Annotated in this window: 23 protein-coding genes, 1 tRNA gene and 1 pseudogene; 5 read left to right on the top strand and 20 right to left on the bottom strand. The window is 71.5% G+C overall.

The genetic code is table 11. The annotated features are described in order from the left end of the window. Window positions 1-61: 61 nt before the first annotated feature. The 7 genes and pseudogenes from C6376_RS08745 to C6376_RS46350 form a co-directional block, all read right to left on the bottom strand. Window positions 62-970 (bottom strand): RNA polymerase sigma factor SigF, encoded by a 909-nt coding sequence (locus C6376_RS08745; protein ID WP_107442900.1) that lies wholly within the window; start codon window positions 968-970, stop codon window positions 62-64. Between the two features lie 421 nt (window positions 971-1391). Next, on the bottom strand, window positions 1392-2417 hold the full coding sequence (locus tag C6376_RS08740; protein ID WP_107442899.1) for an RNA polymerase sigma factor SigF: 1026 nt from the start codon (window positions 2415-2417) through the stop codon (window positions 1392-1394). 188 nt (window positions 2418-2605) lie between these two features. Beyond that, entirely contained in the window at window positions 2606-2899 is a 294-nt protein-coding gene (locus C6376_RS08735; protein ID WP_107442898.1) for a Dabb family protein, read from the bottom strand. Window positions 2900-2929: 30 nt separating this feature from the next. Continuing rightward, on the bottom strand, window positions 2930-3106 hold the full coding sequence (locus C6376_RS44385; protein WP_173985603.1) for a hypothetical protein: 177 nt from the start codon (window positions 3104-3106) through the stop codon (window positions 2930-2932). Window positions 3107-3615: 509 nt separating this feature from the next. After that, window positions 3616-4281 (bottom strand): YdcF family protein, encoded by a 666-nt coding sequence (locus C6376_RS08730; protein WP_107442896.1) that lies wholly within the window; start codon window positions 4279-4281, stop codon window positions 3616-3618. Next, window positions 4278-4636 (bottom strand): annotated as a pseudogene (locus C6376_RS08725) (UTRA domain-containing protein); the annotation flags it as partial. The gene C6376_RS08730 and the pseudogene C6376_RS08725, both read right to left, overlap by 4 nt. Then, entirely contained in the window at window positions 4637-4906 is a 270-nt protein-coding gene (locus C6376_RS46350; protein ID WP_367881038.1) for a DUF6082 family protein, read from the bottom strand. It abuts the pseudogene before it with no gap. Here C6376_RS46350 and C6376_RS08720 point away from each other — a divergent pair. Beyond that, window positions 4905-5722, top strand: a protein-coding gene (locus tag C6376_RS08720; RefSeq protein WP_107441902.1) for an IS5 family transposase whose coding sequence is annotated in 2 segments (ribosomal slippage) — window positions 4905-5247 and window positions 5247-5722 — 819 coding nt in all. Because the reading frame shifts where the segments join, the coding sequence is not laid out codon by codon here. The two genes, C6376_RS46350 and C6376_RS08720, sit on opposite strands and share 2 nt — an antisense overlap. On the opposite strand, the gene C6376_RS43760 is transcribed toward C6376_RS08720, so the two are convergent. The 5 genes from C6376_RS43760 to C6376_RS08700 all read right to left on the bottom strand — a co-directional run bounded on the left by C6376_RS43760 (window position 5712) and on the right by C6376_RS08700 (window position 8039). Next, window positions 5712-6137: a DUF6082 family protein gene (locus C6376_RS43760; protein ID WP_159083186.1), complete on the bottom strand. Its 426-nt coding sequence runs from the start codon at window positions 6135-6137 to the stop codon at window positions 5712-5714. The genes C6376_RS08720 and C6376_RS43760 overlap by 11 nt on opposite strands. A gap of 188 nt (window positions 6138-6325) precedes the next feature. Continuing rightward, window positions 6326-6410 (bottom strand) — tRNA-Ser (locus C6376_RS08715). A 58-nt stretch (window positions 6411-6468) separates the two neighbouring features. Beyond that, window positions 6469-6900 (bottom strand): tRNA adenosine(34) deaminase TadA, encoded by a 432-nt coding sequence (gene tadA / locus C6376_RS08710; protein WP_107442895.1) that lies wholly within the window; start codon window positions 6898-6900, stop codon window positions 6469-6471. A 50-nt stretch (window positions 6901-6950) separates the two neighbouring features. Then, on the bottom strand, window positions 6951-7499 hold the full coding sequence (locus tag C6376_RS08705) for a hypothetical protein (protein WP_107442894.1): 549 nt from the start codon (window positions 7497-7499) through the stop codon (window positions 6951-6953). Window positions 7500-7841: 342 nt separating this feature from the next. Further along, a complete protein-coding gene (locus C6376_RS08700) occupies window positions 7842-8039 on the bottom strand; it encodes a hypothetical protein (RefSeq protein ID WP_107442893.1) in 198 nt (65 codons plus the stop codon). Between the two features lie 166 nt (window positions 8040-8205). Here C6376_RS08700 and upp point away from each other — a divergent pair, with 166 nt between their 5' ends. Then, window positions 8206-8841: a uracil phosphoribosyltransferase gene (gene upp / locus C6376_RS08695; protein ID WP_107442892.1), complete on the top strand. Its 636-nt coding sequence runs from the start codon at window positions 8206-8208 to the stop codon at window positions 8839-8841. 34 nt (window positions 8842-8875) lie between these two features. Here the strand turns inward: upp and C6376_RS08690 are convergent, their stop codons facing one another. The 6 genes from C6376_RS08690 to C6376_RS08665 form a co-directional block, all read right to left on the bottom strand. After that, window positions 8876-9571, bottom strand: a complete 696-nt coding sequence (locus tag C6376_RS08690) for a LytR C-terminal domain-containing protein (protein WP_107442891.1) — start codon at window positions 9569-9571, stop codon at window positions 8876-8878. Between the two features lie 273 nt (window positions 9572-9844). Next, entirely contained in the window at window positions 9845-10141 is a 297-nt protein-coding gene (locus tag C6376_RS08685; protein WP_004943146.1) for a type II toxin-antitoxin system VapB family antitoxin, read from the bottom strand. 354 nt (window positions 10142-10495) lie between these two features. After that, window positions 10496-10621 (bottom strand): hypothetical protein, encoded by a 126-nt coding sequence (locus tag C6376_RS46100; protein ID WP_301554691.1) that lies wholly within the window; start codon window positions 10619-10621, stop codon window positions 10496-10498. Window positions 10622-10678: 57 nt separating this feature from the next. Further along, complete coding sequence (locus C6376_RS08675) at window positions 10679-10993, bottom strand: hypothetical protein (RefSeq protein WP_107442885.1); 315 nt, start codon at window positions 10991-10993, stop codon at window positions 10679-10681. 169 nt (window positions 10994-11162) lie between these two features. After that, a complete protein-coding gene (locus C6376_RS08670) occupies window positions 11163-11813 on the bottom strand; it encodes an HhH-GPD-type base excision DNA repair protein (protein ID WP_107442883.1) in 651 nt (216 codons plus the stop codon). 80 nt (window positions 11814-11893) lie between these two features. After that, window positions 11894-12628, bottom strand: coding sequence for a siderophore-interacting protein (locus tag C6376_RS08665; RefSeq protein WP_107442882.1), 735 nt, complete (start codon window positions 12626-12628; stop codon window positions 11894-11896). A 78-nt stretch (window positions 12629-12706) separates the two neighbouring features. Here C6376_RS08665 and C6376_RS08660 point away from each other — a divergent pair, with 78 nt between their 5' ends. From C6376_RS08660 to C6376_RS08650, 3 genes are all read left to right on the top strand, one after another. Next, window positions 12707-14983 carry a penicillin acylase family protein gene (locus C6376_RS08660; RefSeq protein ID WP_107442880.1) on the top strand — a complete coding sequence of 759 codons (2277 nt, stop codon included), beginning with the start codon at window positions 12707-12709 and terminating at the stop codon, window positions 14981-14983. Beyond that, window positions 14976-15683 (top strand): GNAT family N-acetyltransferase, encoded by a 708-nt coding sequence (locus C6376_RS08655; RefSeq protein WP_254075882.1) that lies wholly within the window; start codon window positions 14976-14978, stop codon window positions 15681-15683. Before C6376_RS08660 ends, C6376_RS08655 begins: the two co-directional genes overlap by 8 nt. 336 nt (window positions 15684-16019) lie before the next feature. Further along, window positions 16020-18140 (top strand): copper resistance CopC/CopD family protein, encoded by a 2121-nt coding sequence (locus tag C6376_RS08650; protein ID WP_107442878.1) that lies wholly within the window; start codon window positions 16020-16022, stop codon window positions 18138-18140. Between the two features lie 32 nt (window positions 18141-18172). Here the strand turns inward: C6376_RS08650 and C6376_RS08645 are convergent, their stop codons facing one another. Both C6376_RS08645 and C6376_RS08640 read right to left on the bottom strand, forming a co-directional pair. Further along, window positions 18173-18661 (bottom strand): thioesterase family protein, encoded by a 489-nt coding sequence (locus tag C6376_RS08645; RefSeq protein WP_107442877.1) that lies wholly within the window; start codon window positions 18659-18661, stop codon window positions 18173-18175. A gap of 76 nt (window positions 18662-18737) precedes the next feature. After that, entirely contained in the window at window positions 18738-19901 is a 1164-nt protein-coding gene (locus C6376_RS08640; RefSeq protein ID WP_254075881.1) for a macrolide family glycosyltransferase, read from the bottom strand. Window positions 19902-20112 lie beyond the last annotated feature (211 nt).

Below are 20112 nucleotides of genomic sequence, written 5' to 3'. Positions count from 1 at the left end.
GCCAGTGTGTCTGACGCACTGTCAGTGAGGAACCCCTGTGCGTGCGCCGACGGAACACGCCCTAGTCGGAGATGAGGCCCTCACGCAGCTGGGCCAGCGTCCGGGTGAGGAGACGGGAGACGTGCATCTGGGAGATGCCGACCTCCTCGCCGATCTGGGACTGGGTCATGTTGGCGAAGAAGCGCAGCATGATGATGCGGCGCTCGCGCGGCGGGAGCTTGGCCAGCAGCGGCTTCAGCGACTCGCGGTACTCCACGCCCTCGAGCGCGGTGTCCTCGTAGCCGAGGCGGTCCGCGAGGGAACCCTCACCGCCGTCGTCCTCCGGCGCCGGGGAGTCCAGCGAGGAGGCGGTGTAGGCGTTGCCGACGGCGAGGCCGTCGACGACGTCCTCCTCGGAGACGCCCAGCACCGTGGCGAGTTCGGCGACCGTCGGGGAGCGGTCCAGCTTCTGCGAGAGCTCGTCGCTGGCCTTGGTGAGCGCCAGCCGCAGCTCCTGCAGCCGGCGTGGGACGCGCACCGACCAGGACGTGTCGCGGAAGAAGCGCTTGATCTCGCCCACGACCGTCGGCATCGCGAACGTCGGGAACTCCACGCCCCGTTCGCAGTCGAAGCGGTCGATCGCCTTGATCAGGCCGATGGTGCCGACCTGGACGATGTCCTCCATCGGCTCGTTGCGCGAGCGGAAGCGGGCCGCCGCGTAGCGCACGAGCGGGAGGTTGAGCTCGATGAGGGTGTCCCGGACGTACACGCGCTCGGGGCTGTCCTCGGCGAGAGTGGCCAGTCGCAGGAACAGAGAGCGGGACAGGGTGCGGGTGTCGATGGCCCCCGTGGCCGTGAGAGCCGGGGCCGCGGGGGCCTCGGGGGCTGTGACGTCGTCGAGCACGTCGGGCTCGACAGGCGCGACGGGCGCGGACTCGCTCGGCGTGAGCGTGAGCGTGAGCACCTTCGAGCTGCCCTGTTCTGCGGACATGCCACCCCCTTTGGGTCGCGGGACGGTCGCGGCGCAACGCCCCCGCTTGAGGAACGTCAGCCTTCACCTGAATACCGGAGCCGAAGCCCCGGCAAACGCTCTTCCGGCAGAATGTCACATGTCGGCAACACGCTGTAGTGACATGTCGACATGTGAGTGACGAATCAGCCCTGGAAAGAGGGGGTGTGACGGTATTTCAGAGGAGATCCACCGGGAAGGGCGAAGGTGGACGATTCGCTCCCAGAGGTGACCTGTCGGTCGTGCTTGCGATAACCCATCGAGCGACGTGTCGAGCGACGCCGAAGGGGGATCCGGGAGCCGGGATCAGGGAGCTGAGAGCCGGGGATGAGAGCCGGGTGCCGGGTGCCGGCATCGGGAACCAGGGAGCCGGGATCAGGGGTCCTGGATCCAGGGGTCCGGGTCACGCCTCGATGCGGTTGGCGGAGCGCAGTCGCTGGAAGCTGCGCGCCAGCAGGCGGGAGACATGCATCTGGGAGACGCCGAGTTCCGCGCTGATCTGGGACTGCGTCAGGTTGCTGTAGTAGCGCAGCAGCAGGATGCGCTGCTCACGCTCCGGGAGCTGGACCAGGAGGTGGCGGACGAGGTCGCGGTGCTCCACGCCGTCCAGTGCCGGGTCCTCGTAGCCGAGGCGGTCCAGCAGGCCGGGCAGTCCGTCGCCCTCCTGGGCGGCCTCCAGCGAAGTGGCGTGGTACGAGCGGCCGGCCTCGATGCAGGAGAGCACCTCGTCCTCGCCGATGCGCAGCCGTTCGGCGATCTCCGCCGTCGTCGGGGTGCGGCCGAAGGCGGTCGTCAGGTCCTCGGTCGCGCTGTTGACCTGCACCCACAGCTCGTGGAGCCGGCGCGGTACGTGCACTGTGCGGACGTTGTCCCGGAAGTACCGCTTGATCTCGCCGATGACCGTGGGCATCGCGAACGTCGGGAACTGCACGCCCCGTTCCGGGTCGAAGCGGTCGATGGCGTTGATCAGGCCGATGGTGCCGACCTGGACCACGTCCTCCATCGGCTCGTTGCGGGAGCGGAAGCGGGCGGCCGCGTAGCGCACGAGCGGGAGGTTCGCCTCGATGAGCGCCCCGCGCACGCGGTTGTGCTCCGGTGTGCCCGGCTGGAGCTGCTTGAGCTCGCCGAAGAGCACCTGGGTCAGCGCCCGGGTGTCGGCGCCGCGGCGCCGCTCCGGGGCGGGAGCGGCCTCCATGGCCTCCACGGCCTGCGGAGCCTCGACCGCCTGGGCGACCTGGGGGACTTGGGCGACCTGGGGGGCCTGCACGGTCTGTGTGGCCTCCACGGCCTCCATGGCGGGCGCGGGAGCGGGGGCCGGGGTCGAGGCCGCGACCGGGCCCGGAAAGGACGCGGAGGCCGACGCCGTGACGGGTGCCGAGGGCGCCTCTGTCTGAGGCGGCGCAGTACTGGCCGACAAGGTCAACGCCACCTCTTCGTCAGGTCAACATCGGTCAACTCATCCGTCAAAAGCGGTCATAGCATCACAAGACATGTGCACTGTGTGCAAGCACCCCATAACGCCGTGTTGAGGGACGAGGCGGGCGTCGGCCTTGGGCGAGGGCACGCAAAACCCCCCGCCGGTCCGGCGGGGGGCTCCGTTCGACAGGAGGGGGCGGCTCAGACCTCGTAGTCGGCGACCACCCACGTGGCGAACTCCCGCCACAGCGTGACGCCCGCCTGGTGGGCCGGGTGCTCGAGGTACCGCTTGAGGGCGTCCGCGTCCTCGACCGCCGAGTTGATCGCGAAGTCGTAGGCGATGGGCCGCTCGCTGATGTTCCAGCCCAGCTCCCAGAAGCGCAGCTCGTCGATCTGCCCGCCCAGGGCCCGGAAGGCCGCCTCGCCCCGCACCACCCGGGGGTCGTCGCGCTCGACGCCCTCGTTGAGCTTGAACAGGACCAGGTGGCGGATCATGGGCACTCCCAGTGCGTGCGACGGTCTCGGCTACCGCGCCCCGTCGGCGAGCCAGGTGAAGAAGTCGCCGATGGCCTGGGCCGCGTCCGATATGCCCTCGAAGCCTATCTGGACGTAGTCCGCCGCCTTCGCCGGGTCTGTGATGATCACGTAGAGCACGAACACCACGAGCACGTAGACGGCGATCTTCTTGGCGTTCACCGCCACCTGGCCTCCCCTGTATGTGGCCGCTCGGGCCCCGCTGACGGCGGCGAGTGTATCTGTAAGTGCGATTTACGCACCGCTTTTGATCGTCTGCGGCGCGTTCGTGAACCGTTCCGGGGAGTGCCGCGGCCGGAAGGGTTCACCGGTTCGCCGGGATGCCGCCGCCTCGGCGCGGCTGCCCGGCGCGGCCGGGGCATCGTGACCGGTGCGGTATGTGGGCCGGTGGAAAACGTGCACGGTTACATGCCCAAGCGCAAGATCGCCGCTCGGAGGCACTTCATCCGGTCGAGCGGCGACTGATCTGCTGCTCCGCTCCCGGACTGTCCGGAGGTGGACGCGCGGTGACTTGCGCCACACTCGCTTTCGAGGTCTGTTCGTGCTGTTCAGCGCATGATCCGCACCCGTTCAACCTCGTTCATTCCCGTCCGCCCGCCCGAAGTGTGAACCGCTGTGGACGGCTCCGGACGGGAGTGAATGAGACGGAAACTGAGACGGAGCCGCCCCCGGCCACGTCAGGCCTGATCTGCGGTTTCCGGCGCGAGCCGACTCGTGAAGCCGCCGTCGCGTAGCCGCTCGAACGCGGCCCGGACGTCGTCGGGAATCTGCTGCTCGATCATGAACCCCTGCCGGGGGTAGATCATGAGTCGCTGCTGAGCACCGACCATCATGTCGAGTACAAGGCGCGCGTCCCCGATCGAGTCGACGTACTCGGGGAGTGTCATAGGGGTGGACGCACACACCCACTCGACACCCGGCCACAGCTTCCGGGCGGTCGCGTACGAACGCCGTTCCTCGTACGGCTTGCTGACCAGCAGAACGGACGAGACAGGCACGCCCCGCTCTTCCAGGACCGCGCGAGAAAAGCGGATGTTGTCTCCCGTGTTCCGCGCGTTGGGCTCAACGAGGATCGCCCCCGCCGGCACCCCCAGCTCTACAGCGCGCTCGCGGTAGTGCTCGGCCTCGCCGCGCGGCATCCGCTCCTGAGTCGTACGACTGGTCGCCCCGGTGAAGACGACGAGCGGGAACATGCCCCGGTGGTACAGCTCCGCTGCGGTGTCGGCCACCCCGAGGTCGTGACTGCCGAGACCGACAGCCACGGAGCATGGACGGGGCTCGTGGCCCATCTGCTGGAAGTCCCACAGTGTCTGAGCGTCCGCCCACGCCTGAGCCGAGATCACTTGCTCTCGCCCTCCACCTCTGTCTTTGCCGAGTCGGGCACCTTGAAGTCGTACGACCATGCGAAGCGGGTCGCCGCGTGCACCCCGATGGCGAACCCAACCACGGTTCCATCTGCCGTGCGCGTGTCCGGTGGAGCTCCACCACCCACTCACCCGGAGAGAGCTGGAGCAGCTGGGCCTCTTCGGCCGTGGGCACTCGTGCAAACAGTTCCTCGGTCATGTGGTCGATCTCGTACCCGGCGTCGTACAGGACGCGGAACCCGCCGCCCCGCCCGGCCGGACCCGGCTCCGGGTTCACGATGCGGGTTCCTTCCACGTGTTCAGGCCGGTAGTAGCTCGTCAGGGTGTGCGTCGGCTATTCAGGAGGGGCGAAGTAGCTGCTTGAAAGACGTGGGGGACCCGAGGCGACGGCCGCCGCGTATGCCGTATCCATCGCCGAGACGAATCGACGGAGGCGAGGGGTCCCGATGGCTTCGGCGAATCGCCGCCAGTCTGCGCCACCGTTCTCCCAGTGCTTTCGGGCTATCTCGCCTCGAAAGTGCGTCTCGCAGCGCACCCGTAGCGCTGCGTCGTTAAACCGCTTTAGACGGTGTCCTACGTGGTGATCGCTCGTTGGTCTGTTCATGGGGCGGGGTAAGTGGAGTTGGATTGTTCCGGACGGCTTGTGGGAGCTCGCCAGGCCGTTGATTCCGGAGGACCGGGTGCGGCCGCAGGGCGGTGGAACGCCGAACGCGCCTGATGAGACGCTGTTCGCGGCGATCGTCTATGTGCTGGTCAGCGGGTGCGCCTGGCGGGCCCTGCCGCCGTGCTTCGGGATATCGAAGTCGACGGCCCATCGCCGATTCCTGATCTGGTCGCGGGCCGGGGTATGGGGCCGGCTGCACGAGGCGGTCCTGCATCGGCTCGACGACGCGGGCCTCATCGACGTCTCCCGCGTGGTGCTCGATTCCGCCCACGTGCGGGCTAAAAAGGGGGCAGACACACAGGTCCGAGCCCCGTGGACCGGGGCAAGCCGGGTTCCAAGATGCACGTTCTGTCGGACGCGAACGGACTGCCCCTGGTCGTCGGCGTCTCCGCCGCCAACGTCCACGACAGCGAAGGGCTGAAGCCCATGGTGGCCGGTCACCAAACGAGACACGACCCCCACAACGGCCGCTACTTCAAGCCTCAGCGCCTACACGCGGACAAGGCCTACGACATTCCCCACCTACGGAAATGGTTACGGGGCAAGCGCATCGGCGTGCGTATCGCCCGCAAGGGCATCGAGTCCAGCGAACGCTTGGGCCGACGAAGGTGGGTGATCGAGCGCACGATCTCGTGGCTGTCCGGCTACCGCAGACTCAGCCCTCGCTATGAACGCGATCCACGCAACTACCTGGCCTTTCTCGGCCTCGCCGCAGCAATGTGCTGCTACAAGCGATTCGTCCGCCTCACCACGTAGGACACCGTCTTAGTCGGTAGTCCGCAGACCAGTTGCTGACGATCAGGTTCGTGTAGGCGATCTGTTTTGCGTCCAACGCTGTCACAGGGACAGTGAACGGCTCCCAGCAAACCATTAGCTCAGGGTCATCGATGGCCATGATCACAAGTTGCCGATGAGAGGCACGCTGGGCTTCCGCGTACGTGACGGCCGTTTGACGGGACTGATAGACCAACGACACCGCCACTCCTGCGAGAGCAGCTATGGACAGCGGGGTGCCGTAGGTCTGGCTGATGTCGCTCAGCCTCTCCCAGTTCGTTCCCGCTGGCGTCAATCTTCCGAGTAGCAGCGGTGCACCGACTAGTACGGCGACGGCCGCTAGGACTGTCGCAGTCCACTTGAAGATGATGCGATGTTCCGTGAGCGACTGGGACACGGTTCTCCTCTCAGGTTCAACTCGCTCGGCCTAGCGGTGCCTACCCGCCAGGCCGACCATGCGTGAGGTGCTGGAACCAGAACCAGTCGCCCTCAGTACGGGAGTGCTGCACCGGCCAACTGAGACGGAAACTGAGACGGGGATGCGCGAAGGGTCCGGCTCCATGAGCCGGACCCTTCGTCTACCTGCGGTAGCGGAGGGATTTGAACCCTCGGTGACTTGCGCCACACTCGCTTTCGAGGCGAGCTCCTTCGGCCGCTCGGACACGCTACCGAGGGAGACCTTACAGCAAGGTGGCGCGCGGTTTGAAATCGGTTCCGGAGCGGGCGGATCAGCGCTCGCGGAAGAAGTCCGTGAGGAGTTGCGCGCACTCCTTGGCGAGCACGCCCTCGATCACCTCGGGCCGGTGATTGAGCCGTCGGTCGCGGACGACGTCCCAGAGGGAGCCGACCGCGCCCGCCTTGTCGTCGCGGGCCCCGTAGACGACCCGGTCCACCCGCGACTGCACGAGGGCGCCCGCGCACATCGTGCACGGTTCGAGGGTTACGAGGAGCGTGCAGCCGGACAGCCGCCACCCGCCCGTCGCCTCGGCCGCCCGCCGGACGGCGAGCACCTCCGCGTGGGCCGTCGGATCGCCGCCGGCCTCGCGTTCGTTGTGACCTCTGGCGAGGACGGTGGTGCCGTCCGGGGCCAGCACCACGGCGCCGACCGGGACGTCTCCGCCACGGGCGGCCAGCCGGGCCTCGTCCAGGGCGAGCCGCATCGCGGCCCGCCAGCGGTCGCGTACGGGGTCGGCCGGCGCCTCCGGTGCGGTCAGCGGACCGTCTCCAGGACCGCCGACGCGCCCAGGGCGTCGGCGATCTCGGTGAGCGCGTCGTCGGACAGAGCCCTCAGTTCCTTCTCGGTGACGCCGAGGTCGTCGAGGATGCCGGCGTCGCCGACCGGGCCGTGCGGCACGGCCTCAGCGGAGCCGACGCTCGTGGCGCCGTCGGAGCCCTCGTCATCGTCCTCGTTCTCGTCCTCGTTCTCACCGTCCTCGGTGCCGTCGAGATCCAGGGCGTCCAGGACGTCGTCATCCGGATCCCTTCCGAGCAGTTCGTCGGTGAGCAGGATCTCGCCGTACGAGCTGCGGGCGGCGGCAGCGGCGTCGGAGACGAAGATGCGAGGATCCTCCTCGCCGTCGATGCGGACGACCCCGAACCAGGAGTCCTCCTGCTCGATCAGCACGAGCACCGTGTCCTCGTCCGGGGAGGCCTCCCGGGCCAGGTCGGCCAGATCCGACAGGGTTTCCACATCGTCGAGCTCTGTGTCGCTCGCTTCCCACCCGTCTTCGGTGCGCGCGAGCAGTGCGGCGAAGTACACCGTGACTCTCCCACTGGTCCTAGGCGTGCCGGTTGGGGTTCCCCCCGGCGGAGGTTACGGGCGGAGAGCTCGGCTCCGAGACCCGCCCACTCGGAATCGTGGCAGAAACAAGGCGTCCAGGGGACGTCTTCGGCTCCCTGTGTCCGGTGGTTTTGATCGCACGTCCGCGGTCACGTCCGTGAGCGACTCACCAGCGCACTCGTTGCCGCCACGAGCGGATCGTACGCGGCTTTCCCCTGCGGCCCCACGCACGCCTGCCCCGAGTGACACCGCGCGACACCCCTGACGGTGGTGATCTTCCCCGTATGCCCCAAGTCCGGTACGGCCGCTGCACGGCCGGGTCTACCAGCGGAACGTGCGCATACGCATCGCGTGGCGCAGGCGGGCGGTCTTGGCGCGTCGCGGCTGAACCCGGTCGCGCAGTTCACGGGCCTCGGCCAGGTCGCGCAGAAACCGGGCGCGGCGCCGGCGGCGCTCCGCGTCGGTCTCGGGCGGCCTCGTCGGCGAGTCGCCGTCGGTCGGGTCGGGCAGGTCAGGCATCAGCACACACCCCGGGTACCCCGGTCCGTCTCCATACCTGCCTCCCACTTTCCCTCCGACGGCCGGTGAGATGCCAGCGAACGGCCGAAGCCGGGGAAAAGTCCGGGGGAAAGGTTCACCGAGTGTGGGGGCGCCGGGCAGGACGGCCCCGGTTACTGTTGTCGACATGCGTCTCCACGTCGTCGACCACCCTCTGGTCGCCCACAAACTCACCACCCTGCGCGACCAGCGCACCGACTCCGCGACCTTCCGCCGGCTGGCCGACGAGCTGGTCACCCTGCTCGCCTACGAGGCCACGCGGGACGTGCGCACCGAACAGGTCGACATCAAGACGCCGGTCGCCTCGACCACCGGCGTCAAGCTCTCCTACCCGCGTCCGCTGGTCGTGCCGATCCTGCGCGCGGGCCTCGGCATGCTGGACGGCATGGTCCGGCTGCTGCCGACGGCGGAGGTGGGCTTCCTCGGCATGATCCGCAACGAGGAGACGCTGGAGGCGTCCACGTACGCCACCCGCATGCCGGAGGACCTCTCCGGCCGCCAGGTGTACGTCCTGGACCCGATGCTGGCCACCGGCGGCACGCTGGTCGCCGCGATCCGCGAGCTGATCCGGCGCGGCGCCGACGACGTCACGGCCGTGGTGCTGCTCGCCGCGCCGGAGGGCGTGGAGATCATGGAGCGTGAGCTCGCGGGCTCTCCGGTCACCGTCGTCACGGCGGCCGTCGACGACCACCTCAACGAGCACGGCTACATCGTCCCCGGCCTGGGCGACGCGGGAGACCGGCTGTACGGGGCGGCGGAATAACGTCCGGACGCGCTGACGGTCGGTGAGCCGGCCGTCAGCAGCCCTTCTTCGTGGTGGCGCCTGCCGTCGGGTGCGGGGCGGCCAGCGCCGCCAGGGCCTTGGTCGCCTCCGCACGGCCGGTGAGCGCCTTGAAGCCGTTGCCGATGATCAGATCGACCGCCGTGCCCTTGCGGGCGGCGTCGGTGCGGCGCTCGGCGGTGCCGAGCTGCGTCGCGAGGACCGGCAGCGAGGTGTTGAGCGAGGACGCGGGGCCGAGCAGCATCCCGGTCCCGGTGACCTTCTTGTCGTACTGCTTGGCGGCGTTGCCCACCTCGCCGATCTTGAAGCCGCGTCTCTTCAGCTCGTCCGCGGTCGTCTTCGCGAGGCCGCTGCGGGTGGTGGCGTTGAAGACGTTCACCGTGATCTGCGCGGGCTTGGGCACCGCGCCCGGTCCCGCACCCGCTCCGGCTGCCGTGCCCGTACCCGTACCCGTGCCGCCGCTCGTCGCAGCGGACGCGGAGGCGGAGGGGGAGGCCGCGAGTCCCGCCTTGGTCTTGTTCTTCGGGCAGCCGTCCGCCGCCGTGGCGGTGCCCCCGCCGCCCGTGAAGACGTCGATGAGCTGCAGGGTGCCCCAGCCGGCCACGCCGAGCACGGCGCCACAGGCGACGACCACGACGGCAAGCCGGCCGCGTCGACGATGGGGACGCATGCGGGGGTATTTGTCCCCCGTGATCCGGTATTTGCCGCCCATGCCGGGGGGAGTCAGCATGCTCATGGGCGCAGCGTAGTGCGCCCGGGCGGCCGTGACTAATAAACGATCATCGGACACCTCGCGGGGCACGAGAAAGAACCCGAAAGGGTCAATCCGGAGGCAGCCCGAGGCCTCGTCCGGGCCTCGACGGAGGTCCGGCCAAGCCCGACGGCGGCCCGGAGAAGCCTGACGGAGGTCCGGCCACGTCCGGGCAAGGTCCTGTGAGGGCCCGGCCGAGGTCTGGCGGAAGTCCGGGCGACGGCCCGGCGGGGCTCAGTCCAGCTCGAGGACGCGGGCGTGCAGCACCTGTCGCTGCTGGAGCGCCGCCCGCACCGCGCGGTGCAGTCCGTCCTCCAGGTACAGGTCACCCTGCCACTTCACGACGTGCGCGAACAGGTCGCCGTAGAAGGTGGAGTCCTCCGCGAGCAGGGTTTCCAGGTCGAGCTGCTGCTTGGTGGTCACCAGCTGATCGAGGCGGACCGGGCGCGGCGCGACGTCCGCCCACTGCCGGGTGCTTTCCCGGCCGTGGTCGGGGTACGGCCGGCCGTTTCCGATGCGCTTGAAGATCACACGGAAAGCCTACCGGTCCCGACGTTCCGGGCGCAGCCAGGGAGGCGGAGTACGACGCTGGAAAAGACGTGATGAACGGGGGGAAATGGGGACGAGGGGCTGCCGATGAGCGAGCCGACGCGCGCCGGTGACCTCGCGGACGGGTACGCCTTCAGCGGACCCGCCCCCGAGCTCGGCGCCCTGCTGTGGGACGGGAAATGTCTGCCCGGGGCCCCCGGGTCCGTGTCCCTCGCCATTGCAGGGCCCCGGCCTCGCCTCCCGGGTCCCAGGGGGCCCGGAACCCGGCTCCCCCATCGATGACCTCTGCAACGGCAACCGCAACGGCAACCGCAACCGCTACCGGAACCGTCAGCGCTACCGTTCCCGCTTCCTCAAGGGCTGTTGCGGGTGGGCCGGTTGCCGGGCGGGGGGCTTGGGGGCGGTGCGGGCGGCCTCCGCGCGGAGCAGTGCGCGCAGCACGGCGTACGGGTCTGTGGGCATGGTGATTCCTCGCAGGGTGCAGGAGTGCTTGCTGACGGGTCCGGGGGACGGCGTCGGTCAGCAGCGCAGAACCACCGTGCGCAGGGCGGTCAAGAGGTGCGGGCGGTGGTGCGGCGGCGAGGAGAGCGGCCGGGGCGCCGGGCCGCCCGGTGGGAGGGGGGCCGGCCGCGGCGGGGTGGCGGGGCGGTGACAGCAGGAGGCCGTGCGCAGCGGCGTGTCGGGGACGTCGTACTCGAGGGTCTCCGAGGCGGCGGCCGGAGGCGCGGCGAACTCGGCGAACTGGGCAGGCGCGGCCGGGCCCAGCACGGCGAGGAGCACGACGAGCACGCGCAGCCAGGTGTGGCTGCCGGGGCGCCTTCGTGCGGTGGTCATGGGAGGTCATCTCCCCGTGACACGCTCGTCGTTCAGCACGCCGGGCGGGAGAACCACCTGTTCGGAGCAGGGATGCGGGGGCACGAAAGCGTTACCGACGGGCCCGGTCCAGGCCAGGGGCAACGGCCAGGTCCAGGGCCGCGGCCAGGGGCCGCAGCAGCGGCCGGGGTCAGCCGGTCGTTTCCCGTTTCTCGGCCTGTTTCCCCGCTTTCCCCGCTTTCCCGGCCTTACCGGTCGCGGCCTTGGCGGCCTTCGCCGCCGCCTTCATCTCCTGTTTGTGCGCCCGGACCTTGTCCAGCGACTCCGGGCCGGTGATGTCGGCGACGGACCGGAAGGACTTCGGCTCCCCGTAGGAGCCGGCCGCCTCCCGCCAGCCAGTGGGCCGTACACCGAGCTGTTTGCCCAGCAGCGCGAGGAAGATCTGTGCCTTCTGCCTGCCGAAGCCGGGCAGCTCCTCGAGGCGCTGGAGCAGCGCCTCGCCGGTGCCGGCGTCCTTCCAGACGGCGGCCGCGTCCCCGTCGTAGTGCTCGACGAGGTACTGGCAGAGTTGCTGGATGCGCTTGGCCATGGAACCGGGGTAGCGGTGCACCGCCGGCTTGTCGGAGAGCAGCGCGGCGAAGGCCTCCGGGTCCCGGACGGCGATGTCCTGCGCGTCCAGGTCGTCGGCGCCGAGCCGGTCGGCGATCGTCCGGGGACCCTTGAACGCCCACTCCATCGGGACCTGCTGGTCCAGCAGCATCCCGACCAGAGCGGCGAGCGGTGAACGCCCGAGGAGCTCGTCGGCCTCGGGATCCTGGGAGAGGTGAAGGGTGACGTCCATGGGTCGATGATCCCGCCTGGGCGGTCAGCCCGCGCGGGGTGTCCGCCTGGGATGTCCGCCTGGGATGTCCACCTGGGCGGTCAGCCCGCGCGCCAGTACCCCAGGGCGTGCACCCGCTCCTTCGGGACGTCCAGCTCCTTGCGCAGGTACGCCGACAGTGTCCTGGTGGTGTGGGTGTCGCAGGCGATCCAGACGTACGGATCGGGGGTGGCCCGCAGCAGTCCGGGCAGCTCGGCCCTGACCCGCTCGACCAGCTCCGCGCCGGCGTCGCGGCGGGGCACGTGCCGTATCTCGTGGCGGGCGGGGTCGGTCCGGAAGGGCAGGCCGTCCGCCTCGCCCTCGAACCAGACGGTGGCCGGTGCGGAGCCGAGCGCGCCCTCGCCCTCGCCGAGCAGCGAGTTGATGGCGGGCAGCGAGGCCGGGTCGCCGATGACGAGGACGTGCGAGGGAGCCGCTGCGGGCGGTGCGAAGCCGGTGCCCTGGACGGTCGCCTCGATGGTGTCGCCGGGCTTCGCCGCCCGGGCCCAGTCGCTGGCGGCACCGTCGTGCAGGGCGAACTCCAGGCTGAAGGCACCGGCCACCGGGTCGGGGTCGACCAGCGTGTAGGCGCGCTGATGGGGCCGGCCCGCGTTGTCGAACCAGAGCCGCACCCACATCGTCGGGTGGACGCCGGTCGAGGCGAGCAGTCCGCCGTCCGACAGCTGCAGCCGGCGGTAGTCGCCGGTGACGTCCTCCGCGGCCGTCACGGTGAGGGTGAAGTCCTTCGCCCGCATCAACTTGAGGACCGCGCCCTCCCAGCCCCGCCCAAGTGCCATTCCTTCTTCCCCCTTCACGTACGATTCCGCCGCAAGTACTTAGGAAAGCCTAACCTTATGGGAAAGTTGGGGCGCAGGGTGACCACCGAGATCTACCGCGACGCGTGGGGCGTCCCGCATCTGCGCGCCGACGACGCCCGATCGCTCGCCCGCCTCCAGGGACTGGTGACCGCACGGGACCGCGCCTGGCAGCTCGAGGTCGAACGGCACCGCGCGCGGGGCACCTCGGCGTCGTTCCTCGGACCCGACGCCCTCTCCTGGGACCTTCTCGTGCGCCGCGCCCGCCTCGACGACACGGCGCGACGCTGCTTCGACGACCTGGCCGGGCGCGACCCCGAGACGGCCGACTGGACGCGCGCGTACGTCGACGGCGTCAACGAGGGCCTGCGGGAGACGTCCCGCGCCGGCCGCGCGCCCGAGTTCGCGCGTGTCGGCCTCGAGCCCGGCCGCTGGGAACCCTGGACGCCGCTGGCCGTCTGGCTGGCCACGCACCTCCTGTTCGCCGGGTTCCCCGCCAAGCTGTGGCGCGAGGAGGCCGCCCGGCATCTCGGCCCCGAGGCGGTCGGGCTGTTCGCCACGGACGGGCCCGGCACCTCCGGCAGCAACGGCTGGCTGGTGAGCGGCGACCGCACGGTCACCGGCCGGCCGGTCATCGCCGGCGACCCGCACCGGTTCGTCGAGGACCCCGGCGTGTATCAGCAGATCCGCCTGGCCTGCGACGAGTTCGACGTCGTCGGACTCGCGGTCCCCGGCGTCCCCGGCATCGCCCACTTCGGGCACACCGGCACGGTCGCCTGGGCCATCACCAACGCCATGGCCGACTACCAGGACCTCTACCGCGAACGCCTGCGCCGCACAGGTGCGGGCGTCGAGGCGCTCGGTCCGGACGGCTGCTGGCGGCGGGTGGCCCGGCACATCGAACTCGTGCGGGTGGCGGGGGAGGAGCCCGTCGAGGTGGAGGTGCTCGAGACCGAACGGGGCCCGGTGATCGCCGGAGGACCGGAAGGCCTCGACGACGCCACCCCCGCCACCCCAGCCACCTCCGACGCTCCCGCCACCCCTGGCGCTCCCGCCACTCTCGGCGCTCCCGCCACTCCCGGCGCTCTCGGCACTCCTGAAGTGCCCGGCACTCCTGAACCGTCCGGAGTCCCCGGAACGCCTGGCGGCCTCGGCTCACGGGACCGAGCCCCCGGCACCCCCGACGGCGCCCCCGGCACCCCTCCGCTCGCGGTGAGCCTGCGCTATCCGCCCCGCGTCACCTCCGACCTCGGCTTCCAGACCCTGCTCCCGCTGCTGCGGGCCCGCCGGGTCGCGGACGTGGACCGGGCTTTCGACCACTGGGTCGAGCCCGTCAACGTCGTGCAGGCCGCCGACACCGAGGGCGGTCTGCTGCACCGGGTCGCGGGCCGGGTGCCGCGCCGCGCCGCGGCCAACGGCACCCGCGTCGTGCCCGCCTGGGAGCCCGGCCACGAGTGGACCGGCTGGCACGAGACGCCCCGCGCGGGACTGACCGACGGCGTCGCGGTGATGGCCAACCAGCGCGGTCCGGCGGCACGGCTGGGCGTCGAGTTCGCCGCGCCGCACCGTGCCGACCGCATCCGGACGCTGCTGGCACGCCGGCGGCATTGGTCCGCGTCCGACATGCGGGCCGTCCACACGGACACCCGTCTCGCCTCCGCCGAGCCACTGCTGGACTGCGTGTCCGCGCTCGACGACCTGACCGGCCCGGCCGCCGCACTGCGCGAGCGGCTGCTGCGCTGGGACCGCCGGATGGACGCCGACAGCGAGGACGCCGGCCGGTACGCGGCCCTGCGCGGCGCCGTCGTCCGCCGACTCGCCGCGCACCCGGCCTTCGCCGCCCTGACGGCCCCGCCCGCCTACCCGGACGTCCTCCTCCCCTGGCTGGCGCTGCTCCCGCGGATCGGATTCGCCCTCGAGCACCTGCTGCGCGCCGAGGAGTTGTACGGCGTCGACCGGCCGCGACTGGTGCGGGAGGCCCTCGAGGAGACGGCCGGGCAGCCGGCCGCCCGCTGGGGCGACACCCACCGCCTCGCCCCCTGGCGGGCCCTGCCCGACCCCTCGTACCGGGGACCGGCCCTGGCGGGCGACCACGACTGCGTGCTGTGCACCTCGTCCGTGCCCGGCGCGACCGACCTCGCCGCCCGCGGCCCGGCCGCCCGCTACGTATGGGACCTGGCCCGGCGCGAGGACAGCCTGTGGGTCGTCCCGCACGGCGCGTCCGGCGTCCCCGGACACCCCCACCACCACGATCAGCTCCCCCTGTGGCTCGAGGGCGAGCTGGCTCCCGTCGTCACCGACTGGGCGCAGCTGAAGAAGGAGAGCGACCATGACTGACCGTTCCGTAATGGACTACGACCGCTCAATGACGGCGGACGACTCTTCGGCACCCGAAGGTGCACCCGTGCCCGCGCCTGACGACGTCCCCGTGTCCCACGAAGCCCCCGCGCCTCCCTACCTGCACCGGCAGACGGTCGGCGGGTTCGGCGTCGTCGGCATCCGCCCCGTCGACGCGGAGGCCGACGCGGACGTCGTCCACGGGTGGGTCCGCGAGGAGCGGGCCGCGTTCTGGGGCATGAACGGCCTGACGCGGGACCAGGTCGCCGACGTCTACGCGCACATGGCCGGCCTCGACACCCACCATGCGTTCCTGGTCGAGCTGGACGACGTCCCGGTCGCCCTCTTCCAGACCTACGAGCCGGCCGCGGACCGGGTGGGCGACTGCTACGAGGTGGCCGCCGGCGACCTCGGCATCCATCTGCTCCTCGCGCCGGCGGACGCGCGGGGCGCGCGGAGCGGCTGGTCGTCGGCGCTGATGGGTGTGCTCGCCTCGTACGTCCTGCTGGGCCTCGACCGGGCGCGGGTCGTGGTGGACCCCGACGTGCGCAACGAGAAGGCGATCGCCCGCTTCCTGCGGCAGGGCTTCGAGGCGGGCCCGGTCGTCACCCTGCCCGAGATCGACCTGCCGGACGTGTATCTGCCCGAGAAGAAGGCCCAGCTGGCGTTTCTGCGCCGGGAGGTAGCCTTCCCCGCGTGACGGCCCCGCCCACCCCGTAAGGCCTCGCGGTGAACCGGATGGCCCTTGCACGCGTACGTATCCGCAGTACGGGAGTACGTGGGTCTCGAGTCTCGAGCAAGACGGAGCGGTGACGTGAGCGAAGGGCGCGATGGCGGGCGACCCCAGGGCCGGCACGGCGACGGGCCCGGCCCCGGACCCCACGGCGTAACCCGCGGCGGACCCGACGGCGGAACCCGCGGCGGACCTCTCGGCCGCTCCCGCCGCAGGCGGTTCGGCGGCGCTGGGAGGTTCGGCGGCGCTGGGAGGTTCGGTGGTGGGCCGCTCGCCGGCCGTCGACTCCGGCTGCGGGGGCTGGTGCTGGTGGGCGCCGTGCTCGTCCTGCTCGGCCTCGGCAGCGGACCGGCCTCGGCCCACGCGGCCCTTCGTGGCGCCGATCCGGTGGACGGAAGCGTCGTCAAGACGTCCCCCGGCTCGATCACCCTCACCTTCACCGAGTCGGTGGGCCTGCTCGACGACTCCTTCCGGGTCTTCGACCCCGACAACCAGCGGGTGAAGACGGGCCGGGCGGGGCACGCCGACGGCCGCGCCGACACCGCGCGCGTCACCCTGCCCCGCAATCTCGGCACCGGAACGTTCACGGTGGCCTGGCGCGTGGTGTCCGAGGACAGCCACCCGATCGCCGGCGCGTTCACCTTCTCCGTGGGCAAGCCGTCCGCCGTCCCGCCGGTCCTGCCCAGCACCTCGGTGGAGGACCCGGCCACCAGCGGTCTGTTCAACATCGGCCGCTACGTCGCCTACCTCGCCGCCGCCCTTCTCGTCGGCACCGGCGTCTTCGTCGCCGTCTGCGGCCCGCCGGACGTCCGCCCGCTGCGCAGGCTGCTGCTGGCCGGCTGGTGGGCGCTCGCCGGATCGACGGTGTTCCTGCTCCTGCTCCGCGCCCCCTACGAGACCGGCACCGGCCCGGCGCAGGCCCTGGACCCCTCGGCTCTGACCCGCACCCTGGGCACCCGTCCCGGCCTGGCCCTGGTGGCGCGGCTCGTCCTGCTGGCGGCGGTCGCGGCGCTGCTCCTGCGGCAGCGCTCGCTTCCGCAGGGGGAGCGGCCCTCGCGCGCGTCGCTGGTGACCGGCGGCGCGCTGGCGGTGGCCCTGACCCTGACCTGGGCCGCCGCGGAGCACGCGTCGGCCGGCATCCAGGTACCGGCGGCGATGACGTCCTCGGTGCTCCACCTGCTGGCGATGGCGGCCTGGCTGGGCGGTCTGACGGCCCTCCTCATCCTGCTCCACCGCGCCTCCGTCCCCTCGTACGTGGTCACCCGCTTCTCCCGGACGGCCGGCCTCTCGGTCGTCGTCCTGGTGGTCACCGGCGTCTACCAGTCCTGGCGCGGCCTCGGCTCCACGTCCGCGCTGACGGACACGACGTACGGCCGGGTCCTGCTCGCGAAGCTCGCCGCGGTGACGCTCCTGCTGATGGCGGGGGCATGGTCGCGTCGAACGGTCCGCGACGCGACGGCGACGGCGGTGACGAGGACGGCGACGAGGACGGCCGACGCGGTGAGCGCGGCGACGACACCGGGGAACGAGGCGGCAGAGGCGACCGCGGCAGCAGAGGCGACCGAGGCGGATGCGGTCAGTGAGGCGACCGTGAAGAGGGAGGCCCGGGTGCCGCAACCGGTGGGAGGACGGGCGGCCGTGGCTGCCTACGTCGACGCGGACCGCGCCGCTCACCGGGCCGTAACCGACGCCGTAACCGACACCGTCGCTGACGCCGACACGGACCGGCCCCGGGCCGACGACGACGCGGGCAGCCGTCCGACGGACAGCAACGGGGAGAAAGCCGCGCCCCCGGCCGACGAACCGTCCGCCGACGAACCGTCCGCCGAGGACTCCCCCGCCCGCTCGGCCCACACCTCCGACCCCGCCGGCGCCTCCGATCCCGCCCGCACCTCGGCCGCCACCTGCAAGCCGGTCGACCCGCGCCGGTCGCTGCGCCGGTCCGTGCTGGTCGAGGTCGCCGTCGCGGTCGTCGTGCTCGTCCTGACGACCGTGCTCACCGGCACCCTGCCGGGCCGGGCGGCGGCCGAGGCGGCGGACCAGGCGGCGGCCGGGCAGGGCGTCGGACTGCCCGTGGCCTCCGTGATCGACGTCCCCTTCGCCTTCGGCTCACCCGGCGTCAGCAGCGTCCGGGGCAAGGCGCAGGTCACCCTCGACCCGGGGCGGGTCGGCGACAACAACCTGCAGGCCGTGGTCTACGGCCCCGACGGCGGCTTCGTCAGCGTGCCGGAACTGCGCATCTCCTTCACCCTCCCGGACCAGGACCTCGGCCCTCTCGACGCCAAGGTCACCGACAGGGGCGGCTACTGGGCCGCCGAGGCCGTCAACCTGCCCATTCCCGGAGACTGGGAGATGAAGGTGACGGTGCGGGTCTCGGAGGTCGACCAGGTGAGCGTGACGAAGCCGGTCCGCATCGAGCGCTGAGGCCGCCGGCGCCGCCCGGTGCGCACCCGAGGTCAGCGCCCCGGCTCCGGAGTGGCGTGGCGGGCCGCCAGGGCGAGTTCCTCCTCCTCGAGGCGGCGCGAGCGGCGCGCGTCGGGGTCGTACGCGACGGCCGTGCTGACGCAGGTGCAGAACACCCGTGCGTCACGGGTGACGCGGCTGGTGAGCCGGAAGGACGAGCGGCGCAGGTCGCCGATGGTGGTGACGATGGTGACGGGCTCGGGCTCCAGCACGAGCGGCTCGGTGTAGTCGAGTTCGTGGCGCGCGTACACGAACCGCGGGCGGATCTCCTGTCCGGGCAGCCCGGGGCGCAGGTAGAACAGGTCGATGTGGGCGTCCTGGATCATCTCGAGCAGCCGTGCGTTGTTCACATGCTGCATGGAGTCCAGGTCGCTCATGCGAACCTGACGGAGATACAGGTGCGGCCGGCGGTCCGGCGCGTCGTGGGGCGGGCGCGCCGCGGTGCTCGTGCGGCGGAGGTCGGACGCCAGGGCGTGGATCAAGGGTTCGCTCCTCGGAACAGGGTCGAGTGTGGGGCCTCGGCGGCGGCTCCGTGCTGGCGGCCCCGGTGACTGCGGTCTACAGGGCCCGCTCGATCAGATCGGCCGCGGCGCCCGCCCCTCCGGCCTGCGTGATCTCCCGGCGCATGTCCGCCACGCCCGTACGGACGTCCCGGTCGGAGGACACCCGCAGGACGGCCTCGCGCAGCGCCTCGGGCGTGACGGTCTCGCGCGGCAGATGGACGCCGAGCCGGAGCTGTTCGATCCTGGCGGCGTTGACCCGCTGCTCGGCCATCTGCGGCACCGCCACCAAAGGCACGCCGTAGTGCAGCGCCTCCATCGTGCCGCCCATCCCGGCGTGGGTGACGAAGGCGTCCGCGTGGGCGAGCACGGCCAGCTGGGGCACGTGCGGATGGACTTCGACGGTGTCCGGGAGGGGCCCCAGCTCGTCCGGCGCGACGGCGTGGCCGACGGACATCACCACCTGCCAGGGCAGTTCCGCGAAGGCCTGGACGCAGGACCGGTAGAAGTCCGGCCGCCGGGTGAACTGGGAGCCCAGCGACACCAGCAGGACCGGCAGGTCCGGCCGCGGGGGCTGCCAGGAGCCCTGGTAGGAGCGATCCCCGAGCGCGGGTCCGACATACGCCACGTTGCGTGCCGTGACGGTGTCGGCCCTGCGCTGGAAGGCGCGGGGGAGGAACGCGACGGCGTGCTCAGGGTGCACGAGCTCGAGGATCCGCGCACTGTCCACCCCGTGTTCCGCGAAGGCGGCCGACAGCTTCCCGAAGCCCGGGATCTGGGGCAGCCCGGGCACGCCGAAGAACTCGGGGACGATGCCGTCGTAGGCCAGGTGGGTGGGGGACGCCACGACGACGGGCGTCTGCCGGCTCGCCCCCAGCAGCAGTCCGGCGAAGGCGTAGACGTCGCACAGCACCAGGTCCGGACGGTCCCGGTCGAACGCCCGGGTCAGGACGGGAAGGGAGGCCAGCGCGGTGTCGACGACCCTGGCGAACCCCTCGCCCATCTCCTCCGGCGCCTCCGAGCCGTCCCCCGCGTCCGGGTAGAGCACGGGCTCGGCGCCGGCCGCCTTCACCTGGTGCACGAACTCCTCGGTGACGGCGTACGTGACCCGGTGCCCCCGCCGTACGAGCTCCTCGACGACACCCAGCGTCGGATTGACGTGCCCGTGCATCGGAACGTTGAACACGGCGATGTGCGCGGGATGCGGTTGAGGACCAGGCACGACAGACAACTCCTGTCCGGCGCGGGGCCGGGGCGGTGGACGGGGCGCCCGACGGCGGACGCGGAGTCCCGATTAAAGGCGCTCCGACACGGTCCGCGTCCGTAAACCTGCTGCAGGGTCACCCCATCAGGGAGCCGTCACGGCCGCGCGTTGACACCCGCGGGCCGCGCAGGACGTGACCGCCGCCCGGATCGGCCGTTGGAGGGACAGG

The organism is Streptomyces sp. P3 (genome assembly GCF_003032475.1).
In the GTDB taxonomy this organism is placed as follows: Bacteria; Actinomycetota; Actinomycetes; order Streptomycetales; family Streptomycetaceae; genus Streptomyces.
The sequence above is the reverse complement of the archived record's forward strand: the minus strand, read 5'-3'. Positions and strand labels throughout refer to the sequence as shown.

Coding starts and splice junctions, on each gene's coding strand:
- C6376_RS08745 (WP_107442900.1), bottom strand. CDS start 970: ATGTCCGCAGAACAGGGCAGCTCGAAGGTGCTCACGCTCACGCTCACG.
- C6376_RS08735 (WP_107442898.1), bottom strand. CDS start 2,899: ATGATCCGCCACCTGGTCCTGTTCAAGCTCAACGAGGGCGTCGAGCGC.
- C6376_RS46350 (WP_367881038.1), bottom strand. CDS start 4,906: ATGAACAGACCAACGAGCGATCACCACGTAGGACACCGTCTAAAGCGG.
- tadA (WP_107442895.1), bottom strand. CDS start 6,900: ATGCGGCTCGCCCTGGACGAGGCCCGGCTGGCCGCCCGTGGCGGAGAC.
- C6376_RS08700 (WP_107442893.1), bottom strand. CDS start 8,039: ATGCCTGACCTGCCCGACCCGACCGACGGCGACTCGCCGACGAGGCCG.
- upp (WP_107442892.1), top strand. CDS start 8,206: ATGCGTCTCCACGTCGTCGACCACCCTCTGGTCGCCCACAAACTCACC.
- C6376_RS08690 (WP_107442891.1), bottom strand. CDS start 9,571: ATGGGCGGCAAATACCGGATCACGGGGGACAAATACCCCCGCATGCGT.
- C6376_RS46100 (WP_301554691.1), bottom strand. CDS start 10,621: ATGCCCACAGACCCGTACGCCGTGCTGCGCGCACTGCTCCGCGCGGAG.
- C6376_RS08675 (WP_107442885.1), bottom strand. CDS start 10,993: ATGACCACCGCACGAAGGCGCCCCGGCAGCCACACCTGGCTGCGCGTG.
- C6376_RS08670 (WP_107442883.1), bottom strand. CDS start 11,813: ATGGACGTCACCCTTCACCTCTCCCAGGATCCCGAGGCCGACGAGCTC.
- C6376_RS08665 (WP_107442882.1), bottom strand. CDS start 12,628: ATGGCACTTGGGCGGGGCTGGGAGGGCGCGGTCCTCAAGTTGATGCGG.
- C6376_RS08655 (WP_254075882.1), top strand. CDS start 14,976: ATGACTGACCGTTCCGTAATGGACTACGACCGCTCAATGACGGCGGAC.